Source organism: Campylobacter ureolyticus (assembly GCF_013372225.1).
GTDB classification, from domain to species: domain Bacteria; phylum Campylobacterota; class Campylobacteria; order Campylobacterales; family Campylobacteraceae; genus Campylobacter_B; species Campylobacter_B ureolyticus.
Map to the genome: position 1 here is coordinate 306,654 of NZ_CP053832.1, position 21,195 is coordinate 327,848.

At 28.8% G+C, this 21,195-nt stretch carries 19 protein-coding genes; 15 read left to right on the forward strand and 4 right to left on the reverse strand.

What is annotated here, in order from left to right:
- Nucleotides 1–2: 2 nt before the first annotated feature.
- Genes CURT_RS01590 through CURT_RS01605 form a run of 4 tightly spaced genes read right to left on the reverse strand, consistent with a single transcriptional unit; the run spans nt 3 to nt 7,120 of the window.
- Nucleotides 3–4,025 carry an ATP-binding protein gene (locus tag CURT_RS01590; RefSeq protein ID WP_018712443.1) on the reverse strand — a complete coding sequence of 1,341 codons (4,023 nt, stop codon included), beginning with the start codon at nt 4,023–4,025 and terminating at the stop codon, nt 3–5.
- A complete protein-coding gene (locus tag CURT_RS01595; protein WP_018712442.1) occupies nt 4,022–4,816 on the reverse strand; it encodes a hypothetical protein in 795 nt (264 codons plus the stop codon). The genes CURT_RS01590 and CURT_RS01595 overlap by 4 nt, the downstream gene beginning before the upstream one ends.
- A gap of 56 nt (nt 4,817–4,872) precedes the next feature.
- Nucleotides 4,873–6,678, reverse strand: a complete 1,806-nt coding sequence (gene uvrC, locus CURT_RS01600; protein WP_018712441.1) for an excinuclease ABC subunit UvrC — start codon at nt 6,676–6,678, stop codon at nt 4,873–4,875.
- Entirely contained in the window at nt 6,665–7,120 is a 456-nt protein-coding gene (locus CURT_RS01605; protein ID WP_018712440.1) for a hypothetical protein, read from the reverse strand. Before CURT_RS01605 ends, uvrC begins: the two co-directional genes overlap by 14 nt.
- Nucleotides 7,121–7,284: 164 nt before the next feature.
- Between CURT_RS01605 and guaA the strand changes: the two genes are divergently transcribed.
- From guaA to CURT_RS01670, 15 genes are all read left to right on the forward strand, one after another.
- Nucleotides 7,285–8,823: a glutamine-hydrolyzing GMP synthase gene (gene guaA / locus CURT_RS01610; protein WP_018712438.1), complete on the forward strand. Its 1,539-nt coding sequence runs from the start codon at nt 7,285–7,287 to the stop codon at nt 8,821–8,823.
- A gap of 383 nt (nt 8,824–9,206) precedes the next feature.
- A complete protein-coding gene (locus tag CURT_RS09280) occupies nt 9,207–9,416 on the forward strand; it encodes a helix-turn-helix transcriptional regulator (protein ID WP_217907054.1) in 210 nt (69 codons plus the stop codon).
- 162 nt (nt 9,417–9,578) lie between these two features.
- The gene (locus CURT_RS09285) at nt 9,579–9,818 is read left to right on the forward strand and encodes a hypothetical protein (protein ID WP_211216840.1); all 240 of its coding nucleotides are present in this window, start codon (nt 9,579–9,581) and stop codon (nt 9,816–9,818) included.
- A 537-nt stretch (nt 9,819–10,355) separates the two neighbouring features.
- Nucleotides 10,356–11,711: an RNA-binding domain-containing protein gene (locus CURT_RS01620; RefSeq protein WP_018712437.1), complete on the forward strand. Its 1,356-nt coding sequence runs from the start codon at nt 10,356–10,358 to the stop codon at nt 11,709–11,711.
- Nucleotides 11,712–11,945: 234 nt separating this feature from the next.
- Entirely contained in the window at nt 11,946–12,335 is a 390-nt protein-coding gene (locus CURT_RS01625; protein ID WP_255199046.1) for an HpaII family restriction endonuclease, read from the forward strand.
- Nucleotides 12,336–12,378: 43 nt separating this feature from the next.
- Nucleotides 12,379–13,182 (forward strand): AAA family ATPase, encoded by an 804-nt coding sequence (locus tag CURT_RS09290; RefSeq protein ID WP_202751549.1) that lies wholly within the window; start codon nt 12,379–12,381, stop codon nt 13,180–13,182.
- 62 nt (nt 13,183–13,244) lie between these two features.
- On the forward strand, nt 13,245–13,994 hold the full coding sequence (locus tag CURT_RS09295) for a DUF4435 domain-containing protein (RefSeq protein WP_202751547.1): 750 nt from the start codon (nt 13,245–13,247) through the stop codon (nt 13,992–13,994).
- Between the two features lie 509 nt (nt 13,995–14,503).
- Complete coding sequence (locus CURT_RS01635) at nt 14,504–15,109, forward strand: arginase family protein (RefSeq protein WP_255199047.1); 606 nt, start codon at nt 14,504–14,506, stop codon at nt 15,107–15,109.
- A 493-nt stretch (nt 15,110–15,602) separates the two neighbouring features.
- Nucleotides 15,603–16,076: a 4'-phosphopantetheinyl transferase superfamily protein gene (locus tag CURT_RS01640; protein WP_169478810.1), complete on the forward strand. Its 474-nt coding sequence runs from the start codon at nt 15,603–15,605 to the stop codon at nt 16,074–16,076.
- A gap of 68 nt (nt 16,077–16,144) precedes the next feature.
- Entirely contained in the window at nt 16,145–17,344 is a 1,200-nt protein-coding gene (locus CURT_RS01645) for an NAD(P)/FAD-dependent oxidoreductase (protein WP_018712431.1), read from the forward strand.
- A 10-nt stretch (nt 17,345–17,354) separates the two neighbouring features.
- The gene (locus CURT_RS01650) at nt 17,355–17,684 is read left to right on the forward strand and encodes a hypothetical protein (protein WP_101636438.1); all 330 of its coding nucleotides are present in this window, start codon (nt 17,355–17,357) and stop codon (nt 17,682–17,684) included.
- Nucleotides 17,681–18,823 (forward strand): beta-ketoacyl synthase N-terminal-like domain-containing protein, encoded by a 1,143-nt coding sequence (locus tag CURT_RS01655; protein WP_018712429.1) that lies wholly within the window; start codon nt 17,681–17,683, stop codon nt 18,821–18,823. The genes CURT_RS01650 and CURT_RS01655 overlap by 4 nt, the downstream gene beginning before the upstream one ends.
- Nucleotides 18,820–19,275 carry an ApeP family dehydratase gene (locus tag CURT_RS01660; protein ID WP_018712428.1) on the forward strand — a complete coding sequence of 152 codons (456 nt, stop codon included), beginning with the start codon at nt 18,820–18,822 and terminating at the stop codon, nt 19,273–19,275. Before CURT_RS01655 ends, CURT_RS01660 begins: the two co-directional genes overlap by 4 nt.
- Nucleotides 19,268–19,966, forward strand: a complete 699-nt coding sequence (gene fabG, locus CURT_RS01665) for a 3-oxoacyl-ACP reductase FabG (RefSeq protein ID WP_018712427.1) — start codon at nt 19,268–19,270, stop codon at nt 19,964–19,966. The genes CURT_RS01660 and fabG overlap by 8 nt, the downstream gene beginning before the upstream one ends.
- A 10-nt stretch (nt 19,967–19,976) precedes the next feature.
- Nucleotides 19,977–21,191 carry a beta-ketoacyl-ACP synthase gene (locus tag CURT_RS01670; protein ID WP_018712426.1) on the forward strand — a complete coding sequence of 405 codons (1,215 nt, stop codon included), beginning with the start codon at nt 19,977–19,979 and terminating at the stop codon, nt 21,189–21,191.
- The last annotated feature ends 4 nt before the right edge of the window (nt 21,192–21,195 follow it).

A 21,195-nucleotide genomic window follows, 5' to 3' on the forward strand; every position in this document is an offset into this window, starting at 1 on the left:
ATTCATCCTATATATTTTTTAGTTAGTTCTTCAAGCTCAGCTTTATTCACCTTGCTATTTGTTATTTCAGCAAATCTATTTTTGATATTTTCACTGATATTATCATTTTGATTACCAAACAAGACTGTTTTTGTGTCAGGGCTTACTTGATCTATGATATCTAGTAAAAGCTCGGCATCAAAATTTTCAAGCTTAGAATCAAGCATTACTAATTTATATGAATTTGAACTAAGTAAATTTACAATTTCATCTACATTATTAGTTTTGTCAATATCTTTAGCAAATCTTTTTAAAATAGTATCAAAAATTTTATTTTCCAAATGACTTTTTCTACAAATTAAGATATCTTTTTTTGTTAAATTTAAATTTTCGGTTTTAACTTCCTCTTTTTTAGGCAAGTTATTCTCTATTGGAATCTCTTTTTTCACAATAACAGGCTTTTGCTTCAAAACTTTTTTAATAACAGTTTGGGGTTTCAAAACTTTTTTAATAACAGTTTGAGGAACTTTTTTGATAACTTTTCTTATTTCTTTTTTCTTTATAGTTCCGCCTCCGCTAGCACCTTCTTTTTTCTCAGGAATAAACATATTAAGCATTGCTGATAGTGCCTCTTTTTTAATTGGCTTTGTGCAATACTCATCAAGTCCTTGTGACATAAATCTTTCTCTATCGCCTTTTAGTGCATTTGCCGTAACTGCAACAATTGGTATATGTGGAAGACTATTTTCACTCTCGTAAGCTTTAATTTGTTTTGTTGCTTCAACACCGTCCATTACAGGCATCGCAATATCCATAAAAATCATATCATAGATTTTTTCTTTTCTTTCTTCAAGGGCTAATTTACCATTTCCTACTATGGTTATATCCAGTCCAAATAGCCCAAGAGTATGTCTCATAAGTTTTTGGTTGATTTCGTTATCTTCTGCAACTAAAACTTTTGCATTATATTTATCCATGCCACCAGCTGATGGTGCTGTACTTGGTGCTGGCACTTCAACTTCAACTTCTTCTTCAACCTCTTTATCAATATATTCAGTTACTTCTTCTTCAACCTCAACATATTCGGTTACTTCTTCATCGACCCATTCATCAACCATAATTGTTTCTTCAACAATTTTTACTTGAGGTTTTATTTCAGGAGTTTTAGTTGCTTCTTCTATTTTGATTTGAGCATGTTGTTCTGGCTTACTTACAACCTCAGGCTCTTTAATTGCATCAGTTATATCATCAGAAATTTTTATTTCAGGCTCTTTAGTTAGAGTTGGCTCAATTGAGACTTTTTCAATAACTGGTTCATCGATTGCTATTTTAGGCTCATCAATATTTATTTTAATATCTTCACTAGTTGATATTTTTGGTTCAACCTTTTCTTTTATAACTTCCTCTTTTATTATAGGTTCTTCGATAGAAATTTTTATTTCAGGTTCTTTTTTAATTTCAGGTTGAATCGCTATTTTTACTTCTTGTTCTGGTTTAATTTCAGGTTCTTTTTGAACTGTAGGTTGAGATATTGTTTTTTCTACTCTTGGCTCATCTGGTTTTATAACCACTTTTGGTTCGCTAGGAGTAGTGCTTTGGTTAATTCTAGCTCTTAATTTATCTCTTAAGCTAAGTTCAGTTTTATCTTCTTTTATAGGTTCTTCTACTACAACCTCTTCTTTTATAGGCTCAGCAACTACAGGTTGTTTTACAACAGGTTCAGATGTTATAGGAGTTATAGTTTCATTATATACCATATCTTGAACAGGCTTAGAGGTGGCTACAACAGGACCAGATTCTAATACTCTTTGTGTGGTTTTTAAAATTTTTGTTATATTTACAGGTTCTGATAGAGTAAAAATGCTTTCTTTATCAAATCTTGCATTTTGAATCTCTCTAAGATTTCCGCAAATTACAATAGGTATATCTAATTCTTTACTAATCATTGGATAATCTTCAAGTCTTATTATCAGAATATCAAAATAATTTCTATTTATTTCTCTATCACTTTCAAGGATTTTTATATTTGCACCCATGTATGTAAGATAATCTTTTATAATTGTATTATGTATATCTTTTGGTTCATCAGTTAACAGTGCAAACCTTTTTCCTTTTATTCCATTATACATAGTATCTGAGTCTGATTTTTTAGTTTCTTTAAATGATAGAGTGAAGAAAAATTCACTTCCTTGTCCTTTTTCGGAGGCAACTTGAAGCATTCCACCCATCATGGCAACATATTTAGATGAAATTGTAAGTCCTAGTCCAGTTCCGCCATATTGTCTTGTTACAGTAGAATCGGCTTGTGAGAATGCACTAAAGATTTTTTCAAGTTTGTCTTTTGCTATACCAACACCAGTATCTCTAACACTAAATTTTATGTTAGTTTCGCTTTCGCTTACAGAAGGAAGCCTTCTTATATCAATTATAATACTACCATTTACAGGAGTAAATTTAACAGCATTACTCATTAAATTTATTAAAACTTCTTTTATTTTTGTAATATCACCATAAAGTAAATTTACAAGACTTGGATCTACATATGATAAAAGGTTTATATTTTTTTCACTTGCTTTTGCCGCATAAACTTCAATAGCACCTTCAAAGTCGTTAATTGGATCAAATAAAATATCCTCAAGTTCAACTTTGTTACTTTCAATTTTAGAAACATCAAGAATGTTATTTATAATTGTAAGTAGGTTTTCTGAACTTTTTTCTATTGTATCAACATAATCTTGCTGTTCATTATCTAAGCCTGTGTTTTTCAAAAGCTCAGTAAAACCAATAACTCCATTTAATGGGGTTCTTATTTCGTGCGACATATTAGCTAGGAATATTGATTTTGCTTTATTTGCTTCTTCGGCAATCTCTTTTTGTTTGGCAATAACATCAATCGCATCCTGGATAATTGTATAAGCTCTTGACATACCTTCTGATGTTCTTAAATCTATTCTAATATCTTGATCTGAGATATGGCTTATACTATTTAAAACATCATCAAGCTCAGATATGTTTTTTTGGAATCTACTGATAAATCTAAGAGTTATAAGTAAAAATAGTATTGCTATTGCAAATAGTCCAATTGCTATAAACAAAACTTTTTGTAGTTCTTGTTTATACTCATCTGTTTGCACTATAAGTTCTTCGCTTAATTTTTGAGTTATTTCTTTTGCTAGGCTGATTTTACTACTTGCTGCACTAAACCACTCCATAAGACTAACGCTATATTCGCCAGATAGCGCTTCTTGTTGAAGTTGTGTATTAAGAGTGTTTGCTGATGAAATTATAGCTTGTGAATCAGGTGAAGAAAGAAGTTTTAAAATTTCTGTTTTTGCCTGTGATTCAGGAAGTGATGTATAAGATATAAATGCACTTTTATTGCTTATTTCACTCCATTTTGAAAGAGTTGAATAATCAATTGCTTCTCTTGTGCCAAGTAAGGATATAACATAATCTCTTTGATAGCTTGAAGCATTCATAATCTCGTAAGTAGAAACTAAGTTTGAACCCAAAGACGCAATGTCTTGTGAAGTTGCATACTGCTGAACAAATCTCGCATAATTCAAATACTCTTCGTCAACAACTGAAAAGAAATTTGTAAAAATAGTATTAAAATCGGTATCTAAATTATCTATCTTAGATCTTGCTTCGTTGATGTTTTTAAGTAGAGATGACATTTTTAAAAGTTCATTTGGAACAACTGAATTTTTGTTTAAGAAGCTACTACCAACAATGCTTTCATAATTTGATATAAGATTATTAAGTTTCTTTATTTCGGCATCTGTTTGTGCTCTTTGGTTTTGTAAAAGCTCAGAAACATTAAGTTTTCCACCACTTGCTGTGTAAATAACACTTAGCCCTCTTTCGTTTCCAAGTTGCTCAATTAACTCGCTAATATTGTTAAGATTAGCAACTGACTTGTTAAGAGTATCGGCTTCTTTATAGTTGTTGTATGAACTATAAAGATAAAACAATCCAATTAACATAATGATTAGTAACGGTATACCTGTTATAAATCTAAGTATAGAAGTCGTATTTAGCTTCATATGTGATTCCTTTTTGTAATGGTTTTATCAATTTTTTCAATAACATCTTTATATTGTCTAAAATTTTTTGAAATTTCATCTATTTGTGAATTTTCAAGTCTATAAATAGCTTTTGTAAGAGGTTTAATGTTATAAGAATAGGCTAATTTTTTTATTTCGCTTAAATTTTTTACTGATTCATTTAAATCACCCAAAACAATTGCTTCATATAAAATTTCTTCTTTCTCATATGCTTTACTAATTAAGCTTTTTAAGCTATTTATAAATTTACCTAAATTTATAGAAAGGTTATTTGATGTGTTTTTAAGCCACTCATCATTTATTAGGGTACTTTCTTCTAAATCATTGAGTTTTATCTTTTTGATATTTTGAAGCTCTAAATCATATGTTTTTTTAAAAATATTATCAACTGATAACAAATTTGATCTTTTTATAGTGTTTTTTGGTAAAAAATCATCTTGTGTATTCTGACTTTTGATACTTGGAGAATTCAAAAAAATCACATAGCCATTATTTTCATCACTGAAAAATAAGTTGTTTATTTCAAATTTAATTTCTATTTCTAAATTTTTAGAGTTTTTTAATAAAACTAAAAGAGGTTTTTTGCTTTTAAGCATATATTCTTGAAAGCTTACTCTCTTTCCGTATATATAAAAATCCTCTTTATCTACAAATAATTCAGAAATATCACTATGGTTTGAATAAAATGCGTTAAAACTAGGGTAGCCTAGTAAATTTAAAGCATGTTCGCTCATTCCAAGTAATTTAAAATTTGCATCATAAATCAGCATTAAATACCTTTCTTAAAATTAATGAGATACATTTTACCATATATTTTCTGTTTTCTTTATAAAAATATTTTTTTTGCAGCAGTTTTTCCTATTAAATTTGAAATTTCGTCAAAATTTGAATCATAAATTTTTTCAAAACTACCAAAATAATCAAGCAATTTTTTTATTTTTCCTTCGCTTAATCCTGATTTTATTAAATTTGATTTTTGTAAGTCAATTTTTCTTTTTGTTTTTTGATGAAAACTTATAGCAAATCTATGAGCTTCATCTCTTAGTTTTTGAAAAAATTGAAGTTTTTTATCGCTTGGTGGTAGTAAAAATTCTCTATTTTTTGTATAGAGTTTATCCTTTGCTGAACCTTTTGAGCGGTATGCTTTAGCATCAATTTTTTCTTTCGAAATGGCTATTATATCTACATTTGCTCCAACGCTTTTTAGTATTTCATCAGCTAAATTTAAAAGTGTAGCTCCACCATCAATTACCCATAAATCTGGTGGATTTAACTTATCAAATCTATTTACTCGCATTGTTAAATACTCTCTCATTTGATCATAGTCATTATTTGATTTAAGATGAGCGTGACGATAGTTTTGCTTGTTAAATCCATCTTCATTATAAGCTATCATAGCTCCAACCACAGCACTTCCAAACATGTGTGAGTTATCATAAGCTTCTATATTTATTGGTAAATTTGTAAACCCAAAATACTCTTTCATGGAGTTTAGAAATTCAAAATCATAAGCTTTTAAGTGTTTTTGAATATTAATTTTCGCATTTTGGTGCGCAATATTGCAAATTTTTCTTTTTTCTCCAATTTTCGGAACAATTATCTCAAATTTTTTACTATGTCTAGCTTCTAAAATCTCACTTACTAGGTCAATATCTAAAAAATCATCATTTACATATATTTTAGAAACTGCTACAGGTGATTCGGTAGGAAAAGCATCAAGTAGTGTTTGTTTATAAAGTTCATCAATCTCACTTTTTTCTAAATTTTCAAAGTTTTTTAAATTTATGATTTTTGAATTTGAGTTTGTTATTTTTCCATCTCTTATGCTAAGTCTTACTGCACAAGCAAAGCTTTGGAAAGAATTTATAGCAAATACTTCAAAATCTTCAAGTTTTGCTAAATCGACTTCTATTTTTTGATCATTTTCTTTAAGTATTTCTATTTTATCTCTTAAATTTGCAGCTTCTTCATAATTTTCATTTAGTGAATATTTTAACATAAGCTCTTTTAAGTATTCAACCATTGAAGTTGGATTTTTAATGGCATACAGCGCATCTTTTATTATTAAATCATACTCTTTTTTTGTTATTTTTTCTTCACAAGGTGCTAAACAACGATTTATTTGATAAAATAGGCAAGCTTTTTTATTTTTTAAACATCCTTTTTTTTGAATTAGTTTAAATTTCATATATAAAGTTTCTAAAATTTCACGCGATCCTTTGAAATATGGTCCAAAATATTTAATATTTGAACCTTTTATTACTTTTCTAGTTATATTAAATCTTGGAAAATTTTCATTTAAATCAATATAAATGTATGGATAAGTTTTATCGTCTCTTAGTAAAATATTGTATTTTGGATTAAGTTGTTTTATGAATGAATTTTCTAAAATTAATGCATCGGCTTCGCTTTTTGTTACAATATATTTTAGATGAATACTTTCATTTATCATTTTTTGTATTCTTAAGCTAACCCTTGGGTTTGGAGCTAATTTTGGCGTAAAAGAAAAATAACTTCTTACTCTTTTTTTTAAATTTTTAGCTTTTCCAACATATAATAGCTTTGCGTTTTCATCAAAATATTCATAAACTCCAGGTAAATTTGGGAGTGATTTTATATCATTTATTAGCAAGGATTAATTTCCTTATTTCTTCAAATAAAGCATGGTTTTTTTTATCTCTAATATTGTTTTTAAATTCGCCATTACTTGGATCTACAAATTTTGGTGGTAAATTTATCTTAAAAATTTCTTTAATTTTTTCTTTTTTTTTCATAAATTTACTTGCAACAAAAAATCTTATATCCTTAATTCCATTTAAATTTGAATCCGGGTGAAATTTTATATATGTTTTTAATAACTCTTTTATCAAATTTATATTACTATCTTTTTTAAGTTCTTGAAGACCTACATTATGTTTGCAGGCAAAGTAAAGAATTTGATCTTTTAAGTAGATAAAAGCAATTAATTTTTGATGCGTTTTACTTAGTAAGCTCAAAAATTTACGCTTATCATTAATATCATTAAATAGGGGTGAAGTTTGAATTTCTTCAATTATATTCTTAGCACTTTTCATAAGGACATTTTAGCAAAATTATTATTAATTTTTCTTATAATTGGAATTTGTGGATGTGGTTATAAAGGACCGCCAGTTTATACGCCAAGCGATACAAACACAACAAAATCAAGCTAAATTTAGTTAAATTTGGTATAATTTTTGATATTTTTTAAGGATTTTATATGAAGACAGCAGATATTATTATTTTAGATTTTGGATCACAATACACGCAGTTAATCGCACGAAGATTAAGAGAGCAAGGTGTTTATGCTGAGCTTTTGCCGTTTGATGCAAAACTAGGTGTCATAAAAGAAAAAAAGCCAAAAGGCATTATTCTAAGTGGCGGACCAGCAAGCGTTTATGCAAAGGATGCGTATTTTTGTGATGAAGGAATTTTTGAGCTTGGATTGCCAATTTTGGGAATTTGTTATGGAATGCAGTTAATTGCTCATAAATTTGGTGGAAGTGTTGTTCCAGCAGCAAGCAAAGAGTATGGAAAAGCTGAAATTTCTCTTACTTGTGAAAGTGATCTTTTTAAAGATACGCCTAAAGATCAGGTTGTTTGGATGAGTCATGCAGATAAAGTTGAAGCACTTCCTTCAAATTTCAAACTATTAGCCAAGACAAAAAGCAGTGAATTTTGTGCATACGCAGATGAAAAAGCCAAAATTTATGCTTTGCAATTTCATCCAGAAGTTGCTCACAGTGAGTTTGGCGATGCAATCCTTAAGAACTTTGCTAAATTTATATGTGGTTGTGAAAGCACTTGGAATATGGGGAGTTTTGCCAAAAATGAGTGTGAGAAAATCAAAAATCTAGTTGGTGAAGATAAAATTTTATGTGCAGTAAGTGGCGGCGTGGATAGCTCAGTCGTTGCAGCACTTTTGGCTCATGCAGTCCCTAAAAACCTTATAGTTGTTTTTGTTGATAATGGGCTTTTAAGAGATGGCGAAGCAAAGCAAGTAAGTGATACATTTAAAACAAAGCTTGGAATCGATCTAATAAGCATAGATGCAAGTAAAATTTTTCTAGAAAGATTAAGTGGTGTTATAGAGCCAGAAGTTAAAAGAAAAATTATAGGAAATACCTTTATAGAGATATTTGAAGAAGAGGCTAAAAAGCATAAAGATGTAAAATATCTAGCTCAGGGGACACTTTATAGCGATGTTATAGAAAGCAGTAGTTTTGGTGGAGTTAGTAAAACTATTAAAAGTCATCACAATGTTGGCGGACTTCCTGAACATATGAAATTTGAATTAATTGAACCTTTAAGGGAAATTTTTAAAGATGAAGTTAGAGCTTTAGGACTTGAGCTTGGGCTTAGTCGTGATTTAGTTTTTAGGCATCCATTCCCTGGACCTGGGCTTGCAATTAGAATAATGGGAGAGGTTACAAACGAAAGACTTGAACTTTTGAGAAAAGCAGATGTTGTATTAAGACAAGAGCTTAAATCAAGTGGTTGGTATGAGAAAACTTGGCAAGCATTTTGTGTACTGCTAAATGTAAATTCTGTAGGAGTTATGGGTGATAATAGGACTTATGAAAATGCAGTTTGTGTCCGTGTAGTTGATGCAAGTGATGGAATGACTGCAAGTTTTTCAAAGCTTCCATATGAATTGCTTGAAAATATAAGCCGCCGCATCATAAACGAAGTAAATGGTATCAATCGTGTAGTTTATGATATTTCAAGCAAGCCACCAGCAACTATTGAGTGGGAGTAAATTTCCGGCTAAGACGGAATTATTCAAAGTGTTTGGAGAAAATATAGTAGAAATTTTTAAAAGCTCATAAAAGATACAAGAATGTTATTTTTTGTGAGTTTTTTTGATTTTCACTGAAACAGAAGTGTTGTAGTAAATTTCAGATTTATCAAAAGCGTAATAAGATAATATGCGGTTGATGAAAGAAAAAAATTTTTGAAATTAAACTTATGTCTTCTATAATAATATTTTTAACGTGGTGCAACAGAGCAAGATGAGTTTGAATTTATGATAGAAAAATACTGCTAAATTTAGTGATTTAGACTATGTAAAAAGGTTTTGACAAAGACATTGTTGTAAAGAAGGTTTGATAGAAATAATATAACATCTCAGATATAGTCATTTTGAAGGGAGGTATGTATTTTATGGAACTTGGCAATCAAATTAAATATTACAGAAGCGAAAAAGAACTATCTCAGGAAGAACTTGCAGATAGATTATATGTTTCAAGACAAACTATTTCGAATTGGGAAAACAATAAAAATTATCCTGACATAAACAGCATTGTATTACTAAGTGAAGTTTTTGAAATATCAATTGATAATTTAAGTTAGAGGAGATGTTGAACAAATGAAAAAGGAAATTAATACAAAAGAAGTTAAAAATTTGAATTTCTATTCATTAATGATGCTTATTTTTATGCTAGCAGCATTTATTTTGCTTATACTAATGCTTAAATTCATTGGTTTGTATGGGTTATTCCATATTTTGCATTAATGGCTTGCGCTATGTTTTGTGCACTCAAAGTTGAGAAAATCAAGAAAAACAATGATATTCAAACATACAAGGAGATTTTAGCATTCACTGAAGGAAAAAGATTAGACGAGATAAGGAAAATTGAAGAAAAGGCAAAAAGACCATATCAAAAAATTATAGCAGCATTACTAATTGCAGTGATTACTTTATCGATTTGTGGACTTATGTTTTTTTACTTAAATTATAAGACTTTTATTTAGATTTATTAATCACAGGCCAATTCTAGTTGCTAGAGATAAATAATTAAAAAATCGGAAGATACGATAAAATCAAAATTTTACCGTCTTTTTTTATACTCAAAATTAGTAAACTAAGATGGTAAGGATAAGAAGCCCCTCTAATAAAATTAAATAATAAACACATTTAGTGATTGAATTAAAGTTCAATGTCCCTTATTTCCGTGTCCGGATTTAATGGGGCGTTACAGAGCTGCAGTCTTTTTATGTAAATATTTTTATTTTACAAATGTAAATTTTTTAAATTAGAATGATTTTTATGTTTATATTTTTAAGCCTTCATTTATTTTTATAAAAAATTATATAGCAAAATCTGAACATGCTTTCAGAAATACAGCTAACATAAATAATTTTTCTAAAAAAGATGATTGAAAGTTAATTGGGTAAATTAGATTATAAATTAATTTAGCAAACAATTACATAATGCGACAATAAAATGTCGGTTTGAATTTTCGTAATGTCGTAAATATGATATAATAATTATGTTAGAGGAGGATTGCAATGAACAAATATATTGAATCAGAGACATTAGAGTTAAAAGAAAAATATACTGATACAATTGCAAAAGAAATAGTATCTTTTCTTAATACTACTGGAGGAACAATTCTTATTGGTGTAAAAGATAATGGGACTGTAATTGGTGTGAACAAAATTGATGAAGTTCTTAGAAAAATTTCCGATATCATAACAAGCCAAATTGAACCGAATTCTCAAGATGAAATTAAATCAGATCTTCAATTTGATGAAGGAAAAACTATCATTGCAATTCATATAAATAAAGGTCGTCATCATATTTATTGCCAAAAGAAATATGGATTCTCTTCTACTGGATGCACAATACGAATCGGAACAACCTGTAAAGAGATGACAACGGAACAGATAAAAATTAGATATGAGAAAAAATTTATAGATAATGAATACATGCTTAAGAAAAAATCAAATTCATCAGATTTATCGTTTAGGGAACTTAAGATATATTATTCAGAAAAAAATTATCACTTGGAAAATAAATCTTTTGAAACGAATTTGAATTTAAGGAATGAAGCTGGAGAATATAATTTATTGGCAGAACTATTATCCGATAAAAATAATATTCCCTTTATTTTTGTGAAATTCCAAGGACAGAATAAAGCTTCTATATCTGAAAGAAGCGATTATGGTTATGGATGCATATTAACGACTTATGGAAAAATAAAAAACAGATTGAAGGCTGAAAATATATGTATTTCTGATACTACAGTTAGACCAAGAAAAGACACCTATTTATTTGATTTTGACTGTGTAAATGAGGCAATTTTAAATGCTTTAGTTCATAACGATTGGACAATCACTGAACCACAGATTTCAATGTTTAATGATAGGCTCGATATATTATCACATGGTGGGCTTCCTGATGGAATGACAAAAGAACAATTTTTTGATGGAATAAGCAAGCCTAGAAACGCAACATTGATGAGGATATTTTTAAATATGGGACTTACTGAACACACCGGACATAGAATTCCAACGATTGTAGAAAAATATGGTAAAGACGTTTTTGAAATTGAAAGCAACTATATTAGATGTACTATTCCTTTTAATCAAGAAGTAGTTGACCAAATAGACAATAAAAATGTCGGTTTGAATATCGGTTTGAATATCGGTTTGAATGTCGGTTTGAATGTCGGTTTGAATAAGACCGAGAAGAAAGTGATTGAACTTCTGATAGAAGATCCAAGCCTAACATCAATTGAACTTTCAGAAAAAATAGGTGTAACAAAGAGGACTGTTGAAAGAGTATTTAAGCCTTTACAAGAAAAGAAAATGATAGAAAGAATTGGATCCAAGCGTGATGGAAATTGGATTGTTGTGGGATGAAAGAGCTATCTTTAATTTCTGATATATCAATTTTGTTTTATCTTAATATGTTTAAATTTAAAAATTTAAACCTGTAGTAAGTTTTCAGATATAATATAATAAATATAAGTGATATTCTGATTTTTAAAATAGACCAAGTTTTAGAAGAAAAAAATATAAGCAAAAAAATTAGAAAAAGAAGCAAATTTTCAAAGGACGCAACTTAATTATTATTGTAATAACAAGGATAATATTATTGCAGAAACTATTTTATATTTTTACAGGAATGGATTCTGTAATTGCATAGATATGGTAAAGAAGCTGGAAGTTGAAAATCCAATGAATTATGGAAATGTTAATGCCAATAGGTATAAATTTAAAAAGTTTTTAACAGCAGTGGCGCTAGGTATGAAACCAGCAACAATTTGGGATGGTATTGATGAAGCTAATGGAGGATATATAATTATAACCAAACAAGGGGATATATTAGCATATCATATTTATAATCGCAATTATTTTGAAGAATATTTACTTAATAATACAAAATATGAAACAGCATCCACATCAAGACATGATTTTGGAAAAGTTTATAGTGAGGATGGAGAAGATTTTATTAAGTTAAATCTTCAAATTAGGTTTAGATAAAACGATTGTATTAATTTGAAGCTAAGTTTAAGAGGTGAGCAATATGTTGAAGAATTTGAAAAGTTATAAATATAATCTACCTAAAACTAATGGTGGTATTGAAGAACACACAATAAATAATAATTCAGTAATAATTATAGGAGCAAATGGTAGTGGGAAAAGCAAATTAGGAGCGTGGATAGAAGATCAAGATCCTGATATTGTTCACCGAATTGGAGCTCAAAGAAATCTTAATTTTAATCCTAATCTACCACTTAGTAATTATGATGATGCAAAGAATAAAATAATTTACGGAACAGATGATGAGGATACCGTTAAAAGACGTGATAAAAGTTTTAGATGGAATTGGGGAAAATCTAAAACTACTAAGCTAATTGATGATTTTGATGATGTCTTAGCAGCTTTAATAGCAATGTATCACAATGAGACATCAGAATACTTTAAAATTTGTAAAAAAGCAGAAAAAAACAATTTGGTTAAGCCAAAAACTCCTTTGACTGTTATAGATAAACTAATGGAAATATGGAATAGTATATTTCCACAAAGAAATCTTCTGTTTGAAGATTCTAAGTTTTATGCCCATGAAGAAATCAAGCCTTCAGAAAAGTATTCTGCAAGTCAAATGAGTGACGGAGAAAGAGCAGTATTATACTTGGCCTCACAAGTTTTAGCTATTCCTGAAAATAAAACACTGATAATTGACGAACCTGAAATACATCTTCATGGTACAATAATGAATAAGCTATGGGAAAGCCTAGAAGACTATCGCTCTGATTGTTTATTTATTTATATAACACATGATACAAATTTGCTGCTTCTCATAAAAATTCAGAAAAGATATGGATAAAGAGTTATGATGGGGAAAATTGGGATTTAGAAAAAATAATTTCTAATGAATTACCAGAAAAGTTGCTATTTGATATTTTAGGGTCACGTAAAAATATTTTGTTTGTAGAAGGAGAAGAGAATAGTTTTGATAGTCAATTATATTCTATCTTATACCCAGACTATTTTATTATTCCTTGTGGAAGCTGTATGCAAGTTATTATGAGAACAAAATCTTTTAATTCAACCCAAAAGATTCATAATAATAACGTTTATGGAATAATTGACCGCGACTTTAGGACAGAGGTTGAAATAAATAAATTAGAAAAAGATAATATTTATACATTAAAGGTCTCAGAAGTGGAAAATTTATTTATTATAGAAGAACTGATCAGTTTTTTAGCAAATCATTTAGGTAAGAATTTTAGTGATGTTTTTAGTGATATTAATGATTATATAATTAAGCAAAGATTTGGTAATCAAATTTGTAGTCAGGTTAAGAAAAATGTAGTATCTCAGATAAAACATAAATTATCTATAGTTGAAATTTCTGAGATTAATACAAAAGAAAGTTTTACTAATGCTATTGAAAATATAAATGCTGATAGTATTTATGAAGAAACATTAAACTCATATAAAGAAGCATTGATGAGTAATAATTACAATAAAGTGTTAGAGATATTTAATGAAAAGGGATTAGCTAAGTCAATAGGTCATCATCTTAGTATAAAAGACAATGATTACTTAAATACAGTTATTTCTATTTTGCGAAATAAGGAACGTAATGAAGTATTAGAGATATTCAAAAATTATATACCGAAATTACAAAATTAAAACGTAATATAAATTTAGTTCAAAACAATAATAATTATTTGGTACTGGGACTGGGACGGGACAAAAAATTTGAAAACGTCATATAATTAGATGGATTTAGTTGTATTAGAAAAAATAGGACCTAGTATTTTGAATGGTTTGGGATATATCGGACGTTTGGAAAAGAAGAGTGGGAATAGTTAAAAGCTTATTAGTCAAATTTAGACCGCTAAATTTCATCGGTGGTCTTTTTTGTCTTAATTAAATTTATAAGGATAATAAAATAAAAACGATAAGATTACTATATCCAGATTATATAAGCGGAGGGTTGGATACCTATTATTTTGGAGCAAAACTTCTTCAATATATTCTTCCTAAAAATAAAAATCAGCTACTTGTAGAGGTAGATATCATGCCTCCTAATGGAGAAAAAAGTCAATTACAAATGGAATTTTGGGTGAGGATGAGATGTTGTATGGTATCAAAAATGCTCAAAATAAGATCAAAGAAGAAAATCTCCCGATAAAATCATTACAATTGGTGGCAACTGTATTGTTTCGCTAGTTCCATTTGATTATTTGCATGGTCGTTATGAAGGCTTAGGAATTATTTGGATTGATGCTCATGCTGATGTATCTAAGGTGGAAGATGGATATCCAAATGCCCATGCTATGGTGCTTGGAAGTTTAATGGGACATGGCGCAAAACAACTTAGTGCTCAAATGGAAAATAAGGCGTTTAAGCCAAACGAAATATTTTATATTGGACTTCAGCCTCTCCACGGTTGTCAGGAAAAATTTTTAAATGATATGGGAGTGGATTATAAAATCCAGGAAAAAGAATTTGTTTCTAATGATGCTATTTTATCATTTATGAACAAATTTGATCATATCTTAGTCCATTTTGATATAGATGTTCTTGATGAGCGTTTCTTTCATTCAACATATTTTGCCAATCCTAACGCAGGAGGAGATGGGGCAGGTGGTGGAAAAATGACAATAGAAAAATTAACAAAAATTCTAGAGCTAATTACAGAAAATACAGATGTCGTTGGCTTTACCGTTGCAGAATATTTGCCATTTGATGAGCATAGACTACATAAAATGTTTTCAAAAATAAAGCTTTTTACTGAGTGATAAAAGTAAAATAAATTGTGCTAAAGTAAATTTAAAACTTTTCTATTTGGGCTAAATACAAAACTTGTTGATAAAAATATCAACTTGTCTGAAATAAAAGATGAAATTAATCGTCACATCAATAAAGAGTGGAACAAAGATGATGTGGATATTTTGTAAACTTTTTAAATTTTCTAAAAAACACATTAAATATTTAATCAAGTACAATAAACAAGTATTCTATTGTTCTTATTATAGGCACAATTCGGATCCATTTAGCTTCAAAAACGTAAAACAATGCTTGAATTTTTATATGAATTAAAATTTATCCACCAAATTTTAGTTTTTGATATAAGCAAAGCTTTAGAATGTGTTATAATCAATGTATGTTTTATTGGTATTATAAAAAATAGAATGTAGTGTTTTGAGTTATTTAAGTTATATTGTATATTTTGATAATTAAGAGCGGAGTAAAATCGAATAAAGTTAAATGTTTTTAACTTTTTTGCAAAATATGAAAATAAATCTTTATTTCAGTAGCAAAAAAAAGAGAATTTCTTTTAAAAATTTAAGTAAAAAAGATAAGCGAAGAGTAAAAAATTCTCCAAATTTATTAAATAATTCAAATTTTATCTCATCGAGGTGGTTAAAATTTGACCATAAAAAAAGAAAATTTTGCATTTCTCATAAAAATGGTTTTAGTGTTTTAGCAACATTTGATAAAAAAATTGCCATAGATATGGAAATTTATAAAAAAAGAGATTTTATAAAAGTAGTTGATTTTTGTTTTGATAAAAATGAAAAAAAATATTTTTATAACTCATCAAACCAAAAACTTGCTTTTTATAAAATTTTTACAACCAAAGAGGCTATTATAAAACTTAAAAATTTAGGCTTTGAAAATTTTGAAGATATTAGCTATTTTGATAAAAATATAACCAAATTTCATATTTTATTGAATGGTTTTTTTATAACAATTGTATTTTAAATTTATAATATCTTTTTAAGCTGTTAAAAAGTATAATAATTTCACTATAATGATTAAGGAATAAATTAGTGAGAGAATTTGATATATTAGTAATTGGAGCTGGTCCTAGTGGAGCAATTTCAAGTTCCTTGCTAAACAAGTATGGTTTTAAAGTTTTATGCGTTGATAAAGAGAAATTTCCAAGATTTGTAATAGGAGAGAGTCTTCTTCCTTATTGTATGACCTTTTTAAAAGAGGCAAATTTATTAGAAATAGTTGAAAAAGCAGGGTTTCAGTATAAAAATGGCGCAGCTTTTAGTTGTGGAGATAACTACACTTATGTTGATTTTTGTGATAAATTTACACCTGGTTTTGGAACAACATTTCAGGTTAAAAGAGCCGATTTTGATAAGCTTTTAATAGAAGAAGTTCAAAATCAAGGTGTAAAAGTTGAGTTTGATACAGAGGTTCAAGATATTAAATTTCATCAAAACTTTTCCTTGGTAAAAACTCAAAATGACGAAATAAAGACTAAATTTATAGTTGATGCAAGTGGATATGGAAGAGTTTTGCCAAGACTTTTAAATTTAGAAGAAAAAAGCACACTAAGTAGCAAAAAAGCATATTTTACACATATTAAAGACAATATCTCTGAACCACTTTATGATAGAAATAAAATTCTAATAACAACTCATCCAAAAAATAAAGAGATTTGGTATTGGCTTATCCCTTTTAGTGATGGAACTTGCAGTATCGGTGTTGTTGCAGAAGATAGATATTTAAATATTGGATTGAATGATAAAGAAACTTTAAAAAAACATGTTTATGACGCGCCGATGTTAAAAAGACTTTTAAAAGATGCTCAGTGGCTTAAGGATGCAAGGACAATTGAAGGTTATTCTAAAAATGTTAGCAAGCTTTATGGTGATAAATTTATTCTTTTAGGAAATGCTGGAGAGTTTTTAGATCCTGTTTTTAGCAGTGGAATTACAATTGCTTTTAAATCAGCTAGTTTAGCCGCAAAGTGTATAAATAAAAAATTAAAAAATAAAAGTGTTGATTTTCAAAAAGAGTATGCTGATGAATTAATGCTTGGAGTAAATTGTTTTAGAACCTATGTTGAGGGTTGGTATAGCGGAATTTTTCAAGATGTGATTTACTCTAAAAATCAAAATTATGATATAAAAAGAAAAATAAGTTCAGTTTTAGCTGGTTATGCTTGGGACATGAACAACCCATTTGTTGTAAGATCAAATGAGGCATTAAAAGCTGTTTATGAGTATTGTTAGGATTTTAATTATGGCTATTTTTATTAGCGGATGTGCTATAAAATATGATGAAAATTTAAATTTAAATTTTTCTCAAAAATCTTTTAATTTAAATTGCAAAAATCAAAATTACATTATGATAGTTAATCAAAACGGTGAAAATTTTGCAATTTTTGATAGTATGATGACGCCAATATCTCAAAAACTTTTTAAAAATGGTAAATTCAAAAATACCAAATTTCTTCCACCTAGCTCAAAATTTGATGATTTATTTTTTTATACTCTTAAAATGATAAAAAAAAATATTTTAAATTTTGATTTTAAAGATAAAAAATTAAATTGTAAAGTGAATGAGTTTTGAAAATTTATATCTCAAAGCCGGCAATTTTAACAGGAATTGGTAATGAAAAAGATATAATTAATGCATCTTTAAATAATAAAACTTCACTGCATAAAGAAAGTTTTTTAAATAAAGAGTTTATGGTTTCTAAAATAAAAGAAAAACTTGAAAAAATTCCAAATTCATTTGATAGCTCAATGCACTCAAGAACTAATGAAATAGCACTTAATACAGTTTTGAAAATAAAAGATGAGATTAATAAAACTATAAAAAAATATGGAAAAAACAATATTGGAGTTGTTGTAGCTACAACAACAAGCGGTGTTGATGAAAATTTTAAGATTTTCAAAAAAGGGGAGTTTGATAGATCTAAATTTGAAATAGAAAAAAATGCACTTTATAATCCAAGTGAGTTTATAAAAACTCTTTTTGACTTAAATAATATAAGCTATACTATTTCTACTGCATGTACTTCTGGTCTTAAAGCTATAAATGAAGGTGTAAATTTAATAAAATCTGGTATTTGTAAAGCTGCTATTGTTGGTGGAGTTGATAGTTTAAATGCACTTACTTTGTTTGGTTTTGATAGTTTGTCTATTTTATCAGATGAAAAATGTATGCCTTTTTCAAAAGATAGAAAAGGTACAAATTTAGGCGAGGGTGCTTGTTTTATGCTGCTTGATAAAGAACAAGTAAGTCCATTTTTAATAAAAAGTTTTTCCAGCAATTGTGATGCTTTTCATATAACAACTCCAAGAAATGATGGCTTTTTTCAAGCAAAACTTATAAAAGATGCTCTAAAAACAGCAAATTTGAACGAAGTTGATTATATAAATCTACATGCAACTGGAACATTAGCAAACGATGAAATGGAGAGTAATGCGATAAATTTAACACTGCCAAATACACCAGCAAGTGGAATAAAACAAATAATTGGACATACTTTAGGTGCAGCTGGTGCGATAGAAATAGGAATTTGTCTAGAGCTTTTATCTGAGGAAAATATTTTACCTTTTCACAATATAGAAAAAATTGATGAAAATTTACCTAAATTTAATCTTTTAAAAACTCCAATTAAAAATAAAATAAAAAATGCTATGAGTTTATCTTTTGCTTTTGGTGGAGACAATGCTGCAATGATAGTAGGGCTAGAAAAATGAGTTTTGATATTAAAATAAATCAAAATTTAGAAAATTTATTACCTCATAGTGGGGTTATGATTTTAGTTGATGAGATGATTTTTGTAAGTGAAAGTGAAATTAAAACAAAAAGCGTTATTAAAGATTCTCCATTTTTAAGAAATGGTAAGTTTTATACTTATGGGTTAATTGAGATAATGGCACAAAGTCTTGGGTTATACAAAAGCTATCACGATAAAACAAATTCAAAAGATTTAGCATTTTTAATAGGATGTAGAAAATTTCAAATTTTTAAACCATTTTTAAAAATAGCGGATGAGGTATTAACATATGCAAAACTTTCAATGCAAGATGAGAGTGGATTTGGAGTTTATGATTGTGAGTGTAGTGTAGGGGATTTATTAATTGCAAAAGCAACTATTAGTGTGTTTAACCCAGATAAAGAAAAATTAGTGGAGATAAAAAATGCATAAAGTTTTAATAACTGGATCAAGCAGGGGTATAGGTGAAGAAATTGCTAGAAAGCTAAAAAATAGTGGCTATGAAGTTGTTTTGCATGGAAGAAGCAAGAGTGAAAAGCTATTAAGTTTAGCAGATGAATTAAAAGCTAGTTATATAACTTTTGATGTTTCTAACTACGAAGAGGCAAAAGAAGCTTTGAGTAAATTTCAAGAGCCATTTTATGGTATCGTCTTAAATGCAGGAATTACGAAAGATGGCACCTTTGCAGGGCTTAGTTACGATGAGTGGAAAAGTGTTATTGATACAAATTTAGGCAGTTTTTACAATGTTTTAAATCCACTTATCATGCCAATGGCAAGGGCTAAAAAAGGAAGAATTGTTGTTATTAGCTCAGTTAGTGGAGTTTTGGGCAATCGTGGTCAGAGTAACTATGCTGCAAGCAAAGCAGGCTTAATAGGTGCTGCAAAGTCTTTGGCGATTGAACTTGCAAGTAGAAATATAACTGTCAATGTTATCGCTCCTGGACTTATAGAAACTGATATGATAGATGAAAATTTGCCACTTGATGAGATAAAAAAGGCTATCCCTATGAGAAGATTTGGAAAAACAAAAGATATTAGTGGTTTGGTAAATTTTTTGTTAAGCGATGAGGCAAGCTATATAACAAGGCAAGTCGTTGGTGTAAATGGTGGAATGATATAAAAGGATAAAAATGAGAAGAGTTTTTGTAACAGGATATGGACTAATTACGGCTTTTGGAAAATCATGGCAAGATAATAAAATAGCTTTAGAAAAAAAAGAAAATGCCGTTAAAATTATGAATGAGTGGGATAAATATTCTGATTTAAATACTCGTCTTGCAGCTCCTATTTTAAATTATACTCATCCTAAGAATTGGACTAGAAAACAAACTAGAAGTATGGGAAGAGTTAGTGAATTTAGTGTTGAGGCAAGCTCTATGGCTTTTGATATGGCAAAACTAGGAGATGAAATCAAAGATGGAAGAATGGGTGTTGCTAGTGGCTCAAGTACAGGAAGTACTGATGCAGTTGCATCTATGGCAAGGCTTTTGTTAGAGGGTGGAAGTGATTGCAATGCAAATACATATATAAAAATGATGCCTCACACCACCGCTGCAAATATTGCTCTATTTTTTGGATTAAAAGGTAGGATTATTCCAACAAGTTCAGCTTGCACCTCAGCAAGTCATGCTATTGGATATTCGTTTGAAGCCATTAAATATGGACTTATTGATATGATGATAGCAGGTGGTGCTGAGGAGCTTTGCCCAAGTGAAGCTTATGTTTTTGATACTCTTTATGCAACAAGCACAAAAAACAGCACGCCAAATTTAACTCCTTGTCCTTTTGACAAAGATAGAGATGGTTTGGTGCTTGGAGAAGGTGCTGGTTTTTTGGTGCTTGAAAGTGAAGAGAGTGTTAAAAAAAGAGGGATTGTGCCAATAGCTGAAGTAGTTGGATTTGGTAGTACAAGTGATGGTACTCATATAACTCAGCCAAATCCAAATACAATGAAAGAAGCTATGGCTTTAGCTTTAAAATCAGCAAATTTAAACCCCAAAGACATAAAATACATCAATGCCCACGCCACAGCTACAACTCTAGGTGATATTGCTGAAAGCAAAGCAACAAATGAGCTTTTTGGTGAAAATATTGCAATTTCTAGCACAAAAAGTTATTTAGGGCATACTCTTGGAGCGTGCGGTGGAATAGAGGCAATTTTTAGCATTGAGATGATGAGACAAAATTTATTTTATCCAACGATAAATTTAAATAATATTGACGAGAAGTGTGCAAAATTAAACTATTTAATGGATATAACAAATATCAAAACTGATTATGTTATGAGTAATAATTTTGCATTTGGTGGTGTAAATACAAGTCTGATATTTAAAAAAATATTTTAAAGGA